At 52.9% G+C, this 15,653-nt stretch carries 16 protein-coding genes and 1 pseudogene; 16 read left to right on the forward strand and 1 reads right to left on the reverse strand.

Annotated elements, in window-relative coordinates:
• Positions 1 to 22: 22 nt before the first annotated feature.
• Complete coding sequence (locus D5085_06050; GenBank protein ID QEP42723.1) at positions 23 to 415, reverse strand: hypothetical protein; 393 nt, start codon at positions 413 to 415, stop codon at positions 23 to 25.
• A gap of 212 nt (positions 416 to 627) precedes the next feature.
• Here D5085_06050 and D5085_06055 point away from each other — a divergent pair, with 212 nt between their 5' ends.
• The 16 genes and pseudogenes from D5085_06055 (at position 628) to D5085_06130 (ending at position 15,567) form a co-directional block, all read left to right on the forward strand.
• Positions 628 to 1,164 (forward strand): hypothetical protein, encoded by a 537-nt coding sequence (locus D5085_06055; protein QEP42724.1) that lies wholly within the window; start codon positions 628 to 630, stop codon positions 1,162 to 1,164.
• A gap of 114 nt (positions 1,165 to 1,278) precedes the next feature.
• Positions 1,279 to 2,628 carry a glutathione-disulfide reductase gene (locus D5085_06060; protein QEP42725.1) on the forward strand — a complete coding sequence of 450 codons (1,350 nt, stop codon included), beginning with the start codon at positions 1,279 to 1,281 and terminating at the stop codon, positions 2,626 to 2,628.
• On the forward strand, positions 2,625 to 3,158 hold the full coding sequence (locus D5085_06065; protein QEP42726.1) for a gamma carbonic anhydrase family protein: 534 nt from the start codon (positions 2,625 to 2,627) through the stop codon (positions 3,156 to 3,158). The genes D5085_06060 and D5085_06065 overlap by 4 nt, the downstream gene beginning before the upstream one ends.
• A gap of 25 nt (positions 3,159 to 3,183) precedes the next feature.
• The gene (gene cobA, locus D5085_06070) at positions 3,184 to 4,590 is read left to right on the forward strand and encodes a uroporphyrinogen-III C-methyltransferase (protein ID QEP42727.1); all 1,407 of its coding nucleotides are present in this window, start codon (positions 3,184 to 3,186) and stop codon (positions 4,588 to 4,590) included.
• A gap of 39 nt (positions 4,591 to 4,629) precedes the next feature.
• Positions 4,630 to 6,057, forward strand: a complete 1,428-nt coding sequence (locus D5085_06075; protein QEP42728.1) for a hypothetical protein — start codon at positions 4,630 to 4,632, stop codon at positions 6,055 to 6,057.
• A 22-nt stretch (positions 6,058 to 6,079) separates the two neighbouring features.
• Entirely contained in the window at positions 6,080 to 6,349 is a 270-nt protein-coding gene (locus D5085_06080; GenBank protein ID QEP42729.1) for a glutaredoxin, read from the forward strand.
• Positions 6,350 to 6,366: 17 nt separating this feature from the next.
• On the forward strand, positions 6,367 to 6,612 hold the full coding sequence (locus tag D5085_06085; GenBank protein QEP42730.1) for a hypothetical protein: 246 nt from the start codon (positions 6,367 to 6,369) through the stop codon (positions 6,610 to 6,612).
• A 26-nt stretch (positions 6,613 to 6,638) separates the two neighbouring features.
• Positions 6,639 to 7,457: a co-chaperone YbbN gene (locus tag D5085_06090; GenBank protein ID QEP42731.1), complete on the forward strand. Its 819-nt coding sequence runs from the start codon at positions 6,639 to 6,641 to the stop codon at positions 7,455 to 7,457.
• On the forward strand, positions 7,453 to 8,490 hold the full coding sequence (locus D5085_06095) for an efflux RND transporter periplasmic adaptor subunit (protein QEP42732.1): 1,038 nt from the start codon (positions 7,453 to 7,455) through the stop codon (positions 8,488 to 8,490). The genes D5085_06090 and D5085_06095 overlap by 5 nt, the downstream gene beginning before the upstream one ends.
• Positions 8,491 to 8,513: 23 nt before the next feature.
• Positions 8,514 to 11,660, forward strand: coding sequence for an efflux RND transporter permease subunit (locus tag D5085_06100; protein ID QEP42733.1), 3,147 nt, complete (start codon positions 8,514 to 8,516; stop codon positions 11,658 to 11,660).
• A 100-nt stretch (positions 11,661 to 11,760) separates the two neighbouring features.
• Positions 11,761 to 12,627, forward strand: coding sequence for a hypothetical protein (locus tag D5085_06105; GenBank protein QEP42734.1), 867 nt, complete (start codon positions 11,761 to 11,763; stop codon positions 12,625 to 12,627).
• The gene (locus tag D5085_06110) at positions 12,513 to 13,100 is read left to right on the forward strand and encodes a hypothetical protein (protein ID QEP42735.1); all 588 of its coding nucleotides are present in this window, start codon (positions 12,513 to 12,515) and stop codon (positions 13,098 to 13,100) included. The genes D5085_06105 and D5085_06110 overlap by 115 nt, the downstream gene beginning before the upstream one ends.
• Before the next feature lie 24 nt (positions 13,101 to 13,124).
• A complete protein-coding gene (locus D5085_06115; protein ID QEP42736.1) occupies positions 13,125 to 14,483 on the forward strand; it encodes an ATP-binding protein in 1,359 nt (452 codons plus the stop codon).
• Positions 14,480 to 15,019, forward strand: a complete 540-nt coding sequence (locus tag D5085_06120; protein QEP42737.1) for a hypothetical protein — start codon at positions 14,480 to 14,482, stop codon at positions 15,017 to 15,019. The genes D5085_06115 and D5085_06120 overlap by 4 nt, the downstream gene beginning before the upstream one ends.
• Positions 15,016 to 15,147 (forward strand): annotated as a pseudogene (locus tag D5085_06125) (glutamine--scyllo-inositol aminotransferase). Before D5085_06120 ends, D5085_06125 begins: the two are co-directional and overlap by 4 nt.
• A gap of 129 nt (positions 15,148 to 15,276) precedes the next feature.
• A complete protein-coding gene (locus D5085_06130; GenBank protein QEP42738.1) occupies positions 15,277 to 15,567 on the forward strand; it encodes an NAD-dependent epimerase/dehydratase family protein in 291 nt (96 codons plus the stop codon).
• Positions 15,568 to 15,653: the final 86 nt, after the last annotated feature.

A 15,653-nucleotide genomic window follows, 5' to 3' on the forward strand; every position in this document is an offset into this window, starting at 1 on the left:
GGGGAGGGTCGGGGTGAACTTCTCAATTATTCTTAGCGCCTTGGGCAACCCACTGACTCAGCGTGACAATCTCCTGCTCAGTCATCGGCTCCTTACCGTGCGGCATAGTGATTGACGGGTCGGCCTTCCCCTCAATCAGACGGTTCAGGGTACTGCTTACCGGACTCCCCGGCTCGACAATCTTGCCAAATTTAGTCCCCTTCATCAGCTCATCGTAGCTAGATAGCGCTAACCCGCTCTCCTGATAGCCACTACCTGCAGGGGGAGTATGACACTCAACGCAATTTTTCTGCAAAATGGGCATCACATCGCTCTTAAAACTTATCTCGCGCGGCGCATCACTGCCACAACCGGCCACCATCAACGAGCCACAGAGCGCTGCACCGGCAGCCATCACACCATACTTTGTCATCATTTCATTCCTCAATTAATCGGGGTTAGCAGTTATTTTGCGCCCATTATCGCCGTTATTGGCCACAGAGACAAATCTCAACCGCCAATTTATCTCTCCCAAGCTACCACCGTGGCGAGGGTTTGGTTAAAATCGGCCTCAATTTTCACCCCATGACGGTCGATTAACACTCAACAGACCTTAAACTCAATCGGACAACCCACCGGAATCCTGCTATGAGCCATCCCTCATTTTACGCCGAAGATGCGTTTGCCTATGTCAAAATCTACAATGAATTGGTGATTAAAAATATAGAGCAAATTAATGATTACAAAGACGATTTTGAGAAAAGATATTGGGACGGCAACACCGAAGATCACTTCTACTACATCCGTTTACGCGCCATTGAGCATGCCCTAGACTACAAAGCGACCGGCAAATCCCCCACCGGCATGGTCATGTTGAACAAAGATACAGCCAATATCAAAGATCTGAACGAAAAGGCGTGGGTCAACCAGCATGCCAAAATGGAGATGCGCATCAAAGAGCTCGATCAAGAGAAGAAGGAGCTAAACGGCAATATCGCCAAATACGAAAAGCTGCTCAAAGAGAGCCACAGCCGTGAAGATGAGCTAAAAAACGAAGTCCGACGCCGCGACCGCGCCCTGCGGGAGGCGAAAACCCAAAAAATTAACCTCCAAGGGGTCTATACCATGATCTTCGCGATCATGCTGACCATTATCCTCCTGCTCAGCTGGGATAAATTCGGTTAACCCCGAGCGGCCCTCTAACTCAGCCTAGAACTACCAATTGACACCCTCCGTTAGTCTGCTACCATCTCCCCCCTGCACCTATCTCTCTAACCCCACCTGCACGGAGCCCTCGGCATGAGCAAACACTACGATCTTCTAGCCATTGGTGGCGGCAGCGGTGGCCTCTCGGCCGCCGAACGCGCCGCTCTCTACGGAAAGACCACCGCAGTGGTCGAAATGGGCCGCATCGGCGGCACCTGCGTTAATGTCGGCTGCGTACCTAAAAAAGTGATGTGGAATGCAGCCACCATCGCCCACGCCCTCCACGACGCGAAAGGATATGGCTTTGATCTCACCCTCAACGGCTTTAGTTGGCCCGATTTGGTACAAAAGCGGGAAAACTACATTAACGGCATTAACGACTGGTACGGCAACTATCTAAAAGATTCCAATATCGACTGGCTCCGTGGTCAGGCGCGATTTATCGACAGCCGTACCGTTGAGGTCAATGGCCAACACTACAGCGCCGATCATATTGTCATCGCCCCCGGAAGCTACCCCTCGATCCCCGATATCCCCGGTGCCGACCACGGCATCACCTCAGATGGCTTTTTTGCGCTGCAACAGCAACCGAAACGGGTCGCCATCGTCGGTGCCGGCTATATTGCAGTCGAGCTAGCGGGGTTACTTAACGCACTCGGCAGCGAGGTCGATCTCCTGCTAAGACGGCAGCACTTTTTAGGCAACTTCGATGCGATGCTGCGCGAAACCCTCATGGAGGAGATGGTTAACGATGGCGTCAACATTCTGCCCAATATCGCCCTTGAGCGGGTTGAAAAGGGGCAGGAGGGTCTATTAACCCTCTACGCCCAAAACGGGCACCAAATAGGGGGCTTTGACACCCTCATTTGGGCCATCGGTCGCCAACCTAACAGTGAGGCGCTCAATTTAGCTGCCGCAGGTATCGAGACCGACAGCAACGGCTATATTCCGACCGATCGCTACCAGAACACCCATGTAAGTCACATCTATGCGGTCGGTGATGTCACCGGCAGAGCACAGCTTACCCCCGTGGCCATCGCCGCTGCGCGGCGGCTAAGCGACCGGCTATTTAACCACCAGCCCGAACGCCATCTCGACTACGACAATATCCCCACGGTCATGTTTAGCCACCCCCCTATCGGCACGATAGGTCTCACCGAGGGCGAAGCGCGGGAGCGCCACGGCGATGCGGTTAAGATCTACCAAACCCGCTTTACGCCGATGTATAGCGCCATCACCGAACGCCAGCCGCGTACCGCGATGAAACTGGTCTGTGTCGGTGCCAAAGAGCGAGTGGTCGGCTGCCATATCATTGGCCATGGGGTCGATGAGATGTTACAAGGCTTCGCGGTAGCGATTAAAATGGGGGCCACTAAAAGCGATCTCGATAATACCGTCGCAATCCACCCTACCAGTAGCGAAGAGCTGGTGACCCTGCGATGAGCCACACCCTACGCCCCTTTCGCGGCACTCTGCCGACCATCGGCGAGCGCAGCTATATCGATCCGATGGCAACCGTTATCGGCGATGTCATCATCGGCCACGACTGCTCTATCTGGCCGATGGTCTCAATTCGCGCTGATGTGAACCATATTCGTATCGGCCACCGTACCAATATTCAGGACGGCTCGGTACTCCATGTCACCCACGCCCACTCTGCCGCCCCGCCGGAGGGGTTTAGGTTAACTATTGGCGATGAGGTCACCGTCGGCCACAACGCCACCCTGCATGGCTGCACTATCCACAATCGGGTACTGGTCGGCATGGGCTCTACCGTACTCGATGGCGCGGTACTGGAGGAGGGGGTGCTGCTCGGTGCCGGCAGCTTAGTACCGCCTGGAAAGGTGCTGACAGGCGGCTATCTTTGGGTCGGCGCACCGGCCAAAAAGTATCGGCCACTGACCGAGGCCGAACAGCAGTGGCTCGCCTACTCGGCGCAGCACTACTGTGAACTAAAAAACGACTATCTATAAGTGACTCTAACCTAATGGAAACGGCATGGATTTTTTACCCATTTTTCTGAATATGGCGAGCCGCCAGGCTCTGGTTGTCGGTGGCGGCGATGTCGCAACCCGTAAAGTCGCCCTGCTACTCGAAGCCGGCAGCCGCGTCACAGTGGTCAGCCCCCGCTTTACTGAGGCGATGGCGCAGATGGCCGAAGATAATCGGGTCACACTCATTAAAAATCCATTTGACGAGAGCCACCTACAGCAGTGCGATCTAGTCTTCGCCGCGACCAATGATGCCCAGATTAACCAAAAGATCGCCACCCTCGCTACCGCAGCCCATATTCCGGTCAATGTGGTCGATAACCCCGATAGCGGCAGCTTTATTATGCCCTCAATCATTGATCGCTCCCCGGTACAGATTGCCATCTCGACCGGTGGTGCCTCGCCGGTATTGGCGCGACTGCTGCGTTCACGACTCGAATCGACCCTCCCCGCCGCCTATGGCCGACTCGCGACCTTGGTAGAGAGGTTTCGGGAGCAGGTTAAGGGCCGGTTTGAGTCGGTCAACCAGCGACGCCACTTCTGGGAAGGAGTCCTGCAAGGCGAGGTCGCCGAGCAGATATTTGCCGGCAAGGAGGAGCAGGCCGAGGCGACACTCCGCGAGGCGATTGAGACGGGAGATACGCTCCCTGCCGGCGAAGTCTATCTCGTCGGTGGCGGGCCGGGCGATCCCGATCTACTCACCTTTCGCGCCCTAAGATTGATGCAGCAGGCCGATGTCATCGTCCACGACAGACTCATCTCGACCGAAGTACTCGAACTGACCCGCCGCGACGCCCAACGCATCTATGTCGGCAAAGAGCGCAACCACCACAGTGTCCCGCAAGATCAGATTAACCAACTGTTAGTCGATCTCGCCAAACAGGGGCGGCGCGTCTGCCGGCTTAAGGGGGGCGATCCGTTTGTCTTTGGTCGCGGCGGCGAAGAGATTGAGACCCTCGCCGCCCACGGCGTCAATTTTCAGGTCGTTCCCGGCATTACCGCCGCTCTCGGCACCTCCGCCTATGCCGGTATCCCCCTAACCCACCGCGACTACTCTCAGTCGGCCATCTTTGTCACCGGACACCTAAAAGATGGCACCATGAACCTCAACTGGCCGGCACTAGCCCAACCCAACCAGACCGTAGTCTTCTATATGGGGCTCAAGGGGCTGCCGATTCTCTGCCAACAGCTACAGCAGCACGGCCTAGCGAGCGACACCCCGATTGCCCTAGTACAGCAGGCCACCACCCCAAGACAGCGCCAATTTACCGGCACCCTAGCGACAATGGCCGAGATCATAGCCCACGAAGAGGTACTGCCGCCGACGCTAATTATTGTCGGCCATGTGGTCAAACTGCACGATAAACTGGCTTGGTTTCGCTCGCAGATGATGCGTGAACGCAACGAGAAGTGAAACCGGCCCTCATTTGAAACCGAAGGAGCAATTAACAGCATGAGCGATACCGCCCAATCTAACCGTACCGCCAACATTATCAAACTCGGTGTTATCCCCGCCATTGCGATTCTAGTTGCGTTTCTGTTCATTAACAGCGCTTGGTTTCAGACCGATGCCGGCTACACCTATGTCTATCAAAACAACATCTCTGGCCAACTCTCGGTCTATACCGAACCGGGTATCCACTTTCGCCTGCCCGGCTTCTCTCGCGTGACTGAGTATAAACAGGTAATGACCCTCTCCTTCGGCCACCCCGATAGCGATATTACCACCCGCCAGCTCGATGCTATCGGCGTCCGCTTTGCCGACACCTATACCGGCACCATTCCAGCCACCTTCCGCTTTAAACTCTCTCCCAATCCGGAGAAGCTGATGCAGATGCATCGTGAGTTTCGTAACTTTGAGAATCTCGTCGATTCGATGCTAGTTAAAAACGCCCGCAATGTCACCGTCATTACCGCGACCCAATATACCGGCGAGGAGTTTTTTCAGGGGGGATTAAACCAGTTTAAGGCCAAAATGGAGGATCAGCTACGCAACGGCATCTATATTACCGAACGCAAACAGGTGGAGATAGAGCAGACCGATCTCGCCCCGGTCGGCATGGATCAGGACGACTCAACCAAACTGCGCCGCACCCAACAGCTAGTCTGGAAAACGGTACCGCTATTAAATGACGACGGCACCTTGCAACGCCAAGTCAACCCGCTAGATCAGTATGGCATTCAGGTAACCCAGGTCACCGTAGGCGATCCAATGCCGGAGCCGCAACTCAACACACTCCTAACCGACAAAAAACGGCTAGTCGCCGAACGCATCAAGACCATTCAGGAGCAGGAGACCGCCAAAGCGCAAGCTAAAACCGAGCAGCTAAAGAAAGAGATTGAGCGCACCCGTGCCGTACAAGATGCCCAGCGCGTTAAAGAGCTAGCGATTATCGCCCAACAAAAAGAGGTCGAAATCGCCAAGCAGATCGCAGAAAGGGAGCGGGTCGAACAGCAGAAACTCAAAGATCTAGCGGTCATTCAAAAACAGAAGGAGCTAGAGATTGCCGAAGCGAACCGCAATATTCAAAAGGCCAACGCCGAGTCGGCCAAATTTGAGGCCGAAGCGATCTTAGCCAAAGGGAACGCCGAGGCGACGATTATCGCCGCCAAATATACCGCCTATGGTGCCAATAAAGAGGTCTATTTAGCTGAAATTAATCGCGATATTGCCGCCGAGCTCTACCAAAATCTGCGCCACTTTAAGATCGAGATGCCAACTAACTATGTCGCCGGCAGCGGTAGTGGTGCCGGCCACTCACTTAACACCAATCTCGACATTATCTCCGCCTTTGCCGCCATGGGGCTGATGCAGCAGTTGCAACCGGAGCCTACCCCCCCCAAATCCCCCTCTACCCCACCGATCATTCCGCTTCAATAAGCTAGTTAAAGGAGCCTTAACCATGTCTCAACCGCGCGTTAAAATCTACAGCACCGGCACCTGCCCGATCTGCGATAAAACTAAAGCCCTGCTCTCTAAGTGGGAGATCCCCTACCATGAAGCGCGGGTCGATATCGATCGTGAGCAGCTAAAGCAGATGTTAGAGCAGACTAACCACGCCCGCTCAGTGCCACAAATAGTGATCGATGATCGCTGGATTGGCGGCTTTAGCGAACTCACAGAGCTGCACATGGAGGGAGAGCTGGATCATCTAGTCGCACCCGACGCCTGATCTACCCGATACCCGCCATGAAAGAGCCAAGTTACAGCAAATGGCCGCTAAGAATCCGTGTCTATCAGGGCCACTGGTCGATTACCTACCACGAACAGAGCGGCAAACTACTGCATGTGATGAATGCGGCTAGCCAGATTGAAGCCTTTCGCGCTGCCGATAAGCTCTCCAACCTCTACCACTATGATGGTGAAGTGCTACTGCAGAGTGATACCGAAAATCAGCTAGTCAACATCCATAAAATTATGCATTTTCGTGACTAACACAAACCGTAAGGAGAGAGAGCTAGATGAGTCAACTTATCGATGTGAACGCCAGTAACTTTCAACAGATCGTTATCGAAGGCTCTGCCGACCACTATGTCGTCGTCGATTTTTGGGCACCTTGGTGTAACCCCTGTAAAGTTCTCAAACCGCTACTAGAGCAGCTCGCCCCAGAGTATGGCTATACCCTAGCCAAAATAGATACCGAGCAGGAGCAGCAGCTAGCGGCCGAACATGGCATTCGCGGCATTCCCGATGTGCGGCTCTACTATAACGGCCAGCTCGTTGATAACTTCTCAGGCGCCTTGCCCGAGAGTGAGATTCGCGCCTTCTTAGAAAAATATATGCGCTCGGCACTTGGCCGTGAGCTCGACACTCTCAACACGCTAGCACAGAGCGGCGATATAGTCGCTGCCAAAGCTGGATATGAGGCGTTGATGGCTAAACATCCGCACCATAGTGCGCTTAAACTCGATGTCGCCCGCTTCCTGTTTGAACAGGGCGAGACCGATGAGGGCACTGAACTCCTCTCCGCCATCAAAATGGGCGATGATCACTACGATGCTGCCCAAAATCTACTCACCATGAGCCACTTTAACCGCGCCTGCCAACAACGAGATAGTGCCGCAGCGGGGGTAGCTAGCCACTACGCCGAAGGGGCCTGTGCCGCACTCGATGGCGACTACTCAACCGCCCTAGCCAGCTTCCTAAAAGTGGTGCAACTCGATAAAAACTACCAAGATCAAGCCGGTCGCAAAGCGATGCTAGTTATCTTTGGGCTCTTAGGCAGCGACGATCCGATGGTAAAACAGTACCAGCGCAAATTAGCGATGTTTATGAATTGAGCAACAGGTGAGACCGCTACCCTGGATCCTATTGCTGCTGACCACCCCACTCATCGCCGCCCCTCCTGCCGGTAAAGAGCGCCCTCCCACACCAGTAGAGGTGGTTGAGACAACCTTGCAGCAGCCGACAGAGCGCTATACCCTCTACGGTAAGGTGGTGGCACTGCAACAGAGTCGGCTCATCGCTCCGGTGGCGGCCCGACTAGAACAGCTCACCCCGCAGGAGGGGGAGAGGCTCTCACCGGGGGCGCTTATCGCCCGCTTCGATACCACAGCCATTGAGAGTGACATCGCCACCACCCGCGGACGATTAGAGCAGGCCGAGGTGAATCTAAAACGGCAACAGCAGTTAGCACAGAGTAAAATCGCCAGCGAAGAGCAGGTTCTAGCCGCCCGCACCGAGGTGACGATTCAGCAGCAGACTCTTGCCGCTCTGCGCCACCGGTTAGCACTCCACCGCGTGACCGCCCCCTTTGCCTCACAGGTGACACAACGGCTACAGGAGCCGGGGAGCTGGATCAGTAGCGGCACGCCCCTACTAGAGCTTATCGCCACCGAGAGCTTAGTCGCCCGCCTCACCCTGCCCCTCCCCCTACTACAGCAGCTACAGCCGGCCCACCCGCTAACGCTACGCCGTCTTAATGGCACCACGCTCACCACGACACTCAAACAGAGCTACCCTCTGATAGTCTCTGGAGAGTTACTGCCACACATCGATCTCACCCTGCCGCCGACCACCCCTCCCTACCAATTGGGGGAGTGGCTAGAGGCGACACTAGAGTTACAACACCCCCCGCAACTCATGGTACCGCTCAACGCCCTGCAAAACGATTTAGAGGGGAGCTACCTCTATCTAGTCGATAGCGACAACAGGGTCGAGCGGCGCAGCGTCACCATCGGCCAACTCCTCTCGGCGGGAGCGACCATTATCGCTGGGTTAGAGGGGGGGGAGCGGGTCATCGTCTCCGGCCTCTCCTCGTTAGCACCAAAGCGGCCGGTCTCGATTAGCCGCACCCTAACGCAACCCCACTAAACCACACGACTCTATACTATACAATGGCCACAGCAACAGGCTCCGGTCTCACCCGCTGGTCGGTTTACCACCCAGTTGGGGTCTCCATGTTGGCGCTAACCATCTTGGTACTCGGTTGGTTCGGCTTCGATCGACTGGCGATCGATCTACTGCCACAGATTATCTACCCTGAGATCAGCATTCGCGTCTCCACCGAAGCGAGTACGCCGGTCGAAATTGAGGATAAGATTACCCGCCAACTCGAAGAGCAGCTAGCGATTACCGAAGGGGTTATCTCAATGAGCTCCGACACCAGCAACAGCCGTAGCGCCATCGATCTCACCTTCCCCTACGAATACGATATTGATATCGCCCTGCGTGACGCTAGCACCCGCCTCGATCGCGCCAAGCGCTTCCTACCCGATGAGGCGGAACAGCCGATCATCTTTAAGCGCGATCCCTCCCAAATCGCCGTCGCCGAACTGATTATTAGCAGCCCGACCCGACCAACTGCCGAGCTACGCCACTGGGTGGAGTATCAATTGTCGCGCCACTTTTTAACCATTCCCGGGGTGGCCTCGACCGAAATCGGCGGCGGCGGCGAGCGGCGCATCACTATCCTCCCCGACCCGCTCAAACTACTCCACTACCAACTCACACTCGATGAGCTAACTGAGGCGATAACTAGCGCCAACCGACAGCAGTCAACCGGCGTCATCCGCTTTAGCAACTTTGAGATAGAGAGCTATATTAACAACCGCTTCACCTCCCTCGAACAGCTACGCCAGCTCCCCATCCCACTCGGCAACCAGCAAAGCGTGGCTCTCGCAGAGCTCGCCCAAATCTGGCCCGGGGGGAGCGAAGAGCGCATCAAAGTACGGCTCAATGGCGAATCGGGGATTAAGCTCTCCATTCAAAAGCTGCCGCTAGCCAATAGTGTCGCCGTCGTCGATGGCGTGCGCGCTAAACTCACCGACCTGCGCCAGCAGGGGCTCTTTGCTGACGATATTCGCATCGATTTTATCCAGGAGCAGGGGAGCTTTGTCGCTGCCGCCATCCATAGCACCCAAATGGCCGGCATGAGCGCGATTCTATTGGCGATGTCGATTATCTATCTCTTTTTAGGCGACTGGCGTCGAACCCTCATCATCGGCACCGCGATTCCGTTTGCAATGATGATCACCTTTATCCTCATGGCTAGCAGCGGTCTAAGTCTCAATATTATGACCCTAGGCGGTCTGGCGCTCGGTGTTGGACTACTGCTCGATAATACCATTGTGATGTTAGAGAATATCCACCGCCACCAACAAGATCCGAAGGGGAACAAGCAGCAGAAGGCGGCGCTAGCAGCCGCTGAGATTCAGAGTGCAATCGTCGCCTCGACCTCGACCAACCTGGCGGCGCTGCTACCGTTTCTACTCATCGGCGGCCTGATAGGGCTGCTGTTTCGGGAGCTCATTTTAACCATTACCGCCGCCCTACTCGCCTCGCTACTCCTCTCCTTAACCCTCGTACCGGCACTCTCTAGCCAGATGCACAGCCGTAGCTCAGCCCACCGGCTACAGCAGCTCTTTAACGCCTTCATGGCCCTATTACAAAACGGTTATAGCGCCCTGCTACGCGCCCTACTTCGGTTAAAGACGCTGCAACTACTCTTCATCGCTGCCCTGCTAGCTGGCATGTGGTTGGCGGTACCTCGGCTAATGGGCGGTATTGAGCAGTTTCTTCCCGCCATCGATAACGGCGATGTGGTGATTAGCATTAGCTCCGATCCCGGCACCTCACTGGCCGATATGGATGCGATGGTAAGCCAAATCGAAGCTAAATTAGCTCAAGATCACCATGTCGCCACCCAAGGGGTCGTGGTGGGCGGCTTTATCTTTGGCCGCACCACCATTGAGCGCTCTAACCGCAGCTTCTTCAATGTCACCCTACTCCCCCGCGCCGAACGGCCACTGACAGTCGAACAGTGGGTCGATCAATTTAACCAAGCGCTTAAAGGGCTCGATTTAACCGGCTTTCGGATACGGGTCTTTGCCCGCGGGATTCGCGGCATTCGGCTCGGCGGTGGCGATGAAGATCTCACCTTGCGCATTCAGGGCGATAACCTCGATACCCTAGCCACTCTAGCGCTAAAACTAAGTAGCGAGTTAGCTAATAACATTGAGGGGCTGAGTAATATCGGCCATAGCGTTGAAGATAGACTACAACAGATAGAGATTCAGCCCGATCTAGCCGCACTGCAACGCTTCGGCATTGCCGTCGATGAGCTCAATCAGACCATTCGCGACGCCCTACAGGGGCGACGGGCCGGCGATCTTCTCAGCGGTCAATATCCGATAGAGATGGAGCTACGCCTCACCCCACCACAACAGGTCGATTTAGAGCTATTGCAAAATCTGGTCGTAGGCCAAATCGAACAGACCCCCCTCTATCTCCACCAGGTCGCTCAACTAGGGCTAACCACCATGGCCGCCGAAATTTTGCACGATAACCAGCAGCGAGTGGTTGAGGTCACCGCCGCCATTCGTGGCGATGTTAACCAAGATCGGCTCTATCAACAGCTCGATGAGCTCATGACCACTCTAGAATTGCCCGAAGGCTACACTATCTATGAGTCGGGAGCTCGTGAGGAGATTGAGCAGAGCCAGCAGCGGGGGCAGGTACTAGTGCTATTAGCGATCTTTTTAGTCTTTGTGGTGATGGCAGTACAGTACGAATCGCTTCGTAACCCGATCATTATTCTACTAGCCATCCCGTTTGCCCTACTCGGCGTTGCGGGCGGGCTAGAGCTGTTTGCGATGCCACTCTCGATGCCGGTGATTTTGGGCACCATTATGCTCACCGGTATTGTGGTTAATAACGCCATCTTATTAGTCGAATATTTTGAAATCGGCCATCGACAGGGGCTTAGCAAACAGGAGGCGATTTTAGAGGCGGCTCGCCTGCGACTGCGACCGATATTAATGACCACCCTTACCACCGTTCTAGGTATGCTACCGCTAGCGCTCAATCAGGGCTCAGGAGCGGAGATGTTACAACCACTCGCCACGACACTCATTAGTGGACTCACCACCTCGTTACCGGTAACACTAATGCTCATTCCGTTAATCTACCACTATTTAGGGAGAGAGCACTTAACAGCCACAAGCGACTTAGCGCCTGGGAGAGGCGATGCTCGATTGTCGTGAAATAGCCGACTAACAGGTGGACTCCAACTCCCTCTGACGGTAGTATTAGGGCCGATTCCGTTAATCGACCACTCTGTTTAGGTAAGGAGCAAAAACCAACATGAAAAGTCAACTACTAACATTTCAAAACAATCTGTTACAAAAAATGACCCTAGTTGTCATCCTACTTTGGCTAACACCGCTCTCGGCAGAGATGTTAGTCAGCCCGATTCGGGTCGATTTGGACGAAAACAGCCGTGTCGCCTCGGTTACGATTAATAATACCAGTGACGGTTCCAGAACCTATCTATTAGACTGGGTTGAAAAGAATATGAATAGTAGCGGTGTGTATAGTACACTTCGCGGTGATGCAAAACCGAACTACAATAGTGCCCAAAGATGGCTGCGGGTCTCACCACGACGGATTACTGTACCGGCTAACTCCAACCAAAGCGTGCGGGTACAGTTTCAGCCTTCGGCTAATATGCAGCCGGGTGAATACCGTACCCATCTGCTGTTTAAAGTCCAAAGCGATATCTCTGAACCCACTTCAGTCTCAACCATGGAGAACGCCGAGGGGCTGCAGTTCCAACTGAATATGCAGATGTCGGTCTCCATTCCGGTTGTGGTTAACTACCGCACTCCGCCACCACAGGTAGCAATTAGCGAAATTAAGACCGTGCCACAAGCGGTTACCGAGCGCTACAACACTTTGGAGTTACAGCTAGAGCGCAGTGGTATAGCGGGCAGCCATGGCGATATTGTCGTCGAAATGCAACGCAGCCGAGATACCCCGATAGAGCGGATCGGCTTTTACGAAAATGTCGCCGTCTTTGCCGATATGCCCAGTCGAAGTATAACCAGTTCGATACGATCTATCATGAGCACTTCTCCTACTTATCGTTACAAACCGTCAGTCAGATTTTCCAGAGTGTTGGATTACGCATTTGGGATGTCGAACAGTTATCAACCCACGGTGGCAGCCTGAGAATCTATGGTTGCCACGATGAAGATAAGCGTGCAACGACAGTTGCGGTAAACGAACTGTTAGCACAAGAGATCCAAAGTAGCTTACAGCAAGTCACTACCTATACCCAATTTCAACAGAACGCAGATCGGGTAAAAAATGAGCTGCTACAGTTTCTAATTGAACAGAAAGGGGCAGGTAAAACGGTTGCGGCTTATGGGGCTGCGGCAAAAGGCAATACTCTGTTAAACTATGGTGGTGTAAAGCCCGATTTACTCCCGTTTGTCTGCGATGCAGCCCAAGCTAAACAGGGTAAATATATGCCAGGAAGCCACATACCCATTTTAGCGCCAGAGGCGATTCAGCAAGCAAAGCCCGATTTTATTCTGATTTTGCCGTGGAACATTGCTCCGGAAGTACAAAAACAGCTAACCTACATTCGTGAATGGGGTGGAAAGTTTGTGGTAGCGGTGCCGAGCTTAACGATCGTGTAACAAAACTATCTCGCAAGGATTACAGTGAAACAGCGTTGGACACTACAATTTGAAAGTTTAGGTCGTATCGATCGAGGTGAGATTACTCTCGCCCCTATGATGATCTTTACCGGTCAGAACAACACCGGAAAAAGTTATGTTATGGCTCTGCTGTGGGGCGTCATCGCATTAGGGCGCGAGTTATTTCCGGAAGATGTTCCTGAAAACACAGCCTACCAACGCTGTGATGAGTGGCTATCAGAAAAAATTGGTCAAGGTGTCCCTATTGATGAGGCGATTGCCAATATGTTTATCGCTTGGTTTAGTGAATCGCTAAATCAACACCGAGGCAAGCTCACTGATGCACTCTTTGGAGAGGGTCAGGTTCCGCTTAAAAGTCTGCGTATAAAAGATTATCAGCGCACGGTTCCGCTGAAATTACGCTGGGATGAAGGACAACGGGATTCAACTTCGCGTTTCTCTGCAGGCAAAGATTATGTCCGTTTTCCATTAAATGAAAAAAAAATCGGCAAGGCTGCCCGCTATCGTATGATTCGCTATCTTACCTGGAAGCTGGTAATGGACGACCTGAGTGCGCCACTGTTTCCGCCAACACAGCCATTTGGTGCTGCGCCACGGGGGGAGATCCTCTATCTGCCCGCAGCGCGTACCGGTTTTATGTTAATGCGTAAAACATTAGCAACTGCCACGATGGGCATTGCTAGTCTGCCGGGAGCAGAACACGCCATGCCACTTATTTTGCCTGTCCGACGATTTTTACAACGACTATTTGGTCTCAGTTTCCATGAAAAAGGGACGCATTCCGATGTGGCGGATAGAATCGAGCAGGAGATTGTGATGGGCACCATTCGACCCGATGGTGCGCCGCTGCCAGACTACCAATATAGTCCTGTTAACCAAACAGATCTGAACCTGCCGATATGGCTTACCTCTTCCATGGTGACAGAGCTAGCGCCTCTACTCATTTTTTTGCGCAGCCGTGAGGATTTCAGAACCCTGCTGATTGAAGAACCAGAAGCGCATCTGCACCCTGAGGCGCAGATTGTACTTGCCAAGGCACTGATTCAACTTGTTAACGCAGGCCTACCGGTTTGGCTCACCACTCATGGTGATAATTTCTTGCAACAGCTAAGTAATCAGGTTAAGGCATCCTCACTCAATAACGCACAAAGAGGAGAGCACGGATACCAGAAAGAGGAGTGTATCAAACCCGATGATGTGAGGGGCTACTATTTTGCTGTCAGCGATGCACACCATAAAACGGGTATTACACCCTTAAGCATCTCCCTAGATGGCATTGCGGCAACCTCATTTAATGAAACGCTGATTCGCCTGAGTCAGCAGACGCTCTCAATTAACGCAGCGATCGATGCGACTCAATGAAAACTGAACGCTTTCAGAAAGAGGCTTGGTCACAAGGACGGCAGCTTAAGGCTATTGAAAAAGCGAATGATGGCTTCGCTGAGATGACGCTCAACCTGAAAACGAGGGGGGTATTGTTCCAGTACTCGCCTAATACTTCGTTCATTTTCAGTAACCCGAAAAGAGCGGATGGGATTCTGTTTCAGCAGGAAGAGGGAGGGCGTTGGGGAATCACGCTGATTGAGCTAAAAAAGCAGGTAAAATCTAAAGAGTGGAGCAAGATAAAGCAGCAGTGGCACGGTGCATGGCTGCACGCAAAAGCGATTGCCGGAGTGCTGGAGATAACCCTTTCTGGTAAGGTACAATGTGTTATCGGTTATCAAACTGAAAAGTTAGGGCAGAATAGTACGGATCCGGTTCTAATCAAAACAGATAGGGCGACACAAAATGGCTGTCATGAATGGAGCGAAAAATATGCTGAAATTGATGAGGTTGGGACTGTCGCCTTTGTTTCAGTACAGTTGGATGCAAATGGTTTTGGTGAGGTGACATTATGAAGCCAAGAATTCTCTATACTAAGCCTTCGATTACAGAGCTTGAAGTTAAATATGCTACTGATGCAGCAGCGAATGGCTGGGGCGATCAATGTTATGCCTATATCAATCGCTTTGAAGGATTGGAGAGGATGCAGATTTTTAATGTAACCGGTAAAGTGGAGCAGTCGGGGATATTTGTAGGTGAGTATGAATGTATGAATTCTAGAATTTTCCAAATTCCTATTACAGATTCCGGTGTCTATAATTAAGATTTAATTATGCGAATTTTACTGACAGGCGCAACCGGCTTTATAGGTCGTTATATTGTACAAGAGTTACAACAGCAAGCGATCGACTTTGTCACTCTTGGCAGGAGTAATCCAGATAGATACAGAAATCACATTACAGCTGATCTATTAGCAACATCCGACTTTGCCGATATTGTCAAAACAGCTCAGGCAACACATCTAATCCATTTAGCATGGTATGCCGAACATGGAAAGTATTGGTCATCGCCACTTAACTTAGATTGGATGCAGGCTACAACACGATTAGTCGAAGCGTTTTGAGAACATGGCGGAGAACATATTACTGTTTCGGGTACCTGTGCTGAGTATGATTGGAGTTATGGCTATTGTGACGAAGAGTTAACCCC

The sequence above is a fragment of the Ectothiorhodospiraceae bacterium BW-2 genome (genome assembly GCA_008375315.1).
Taxonomy (GTDB): domain Bacteria; phylum Pseudomonadota; class Gammaproteobacteria; order Thiohalomonadales; family Thiohalomonadaceae; genus BW-2.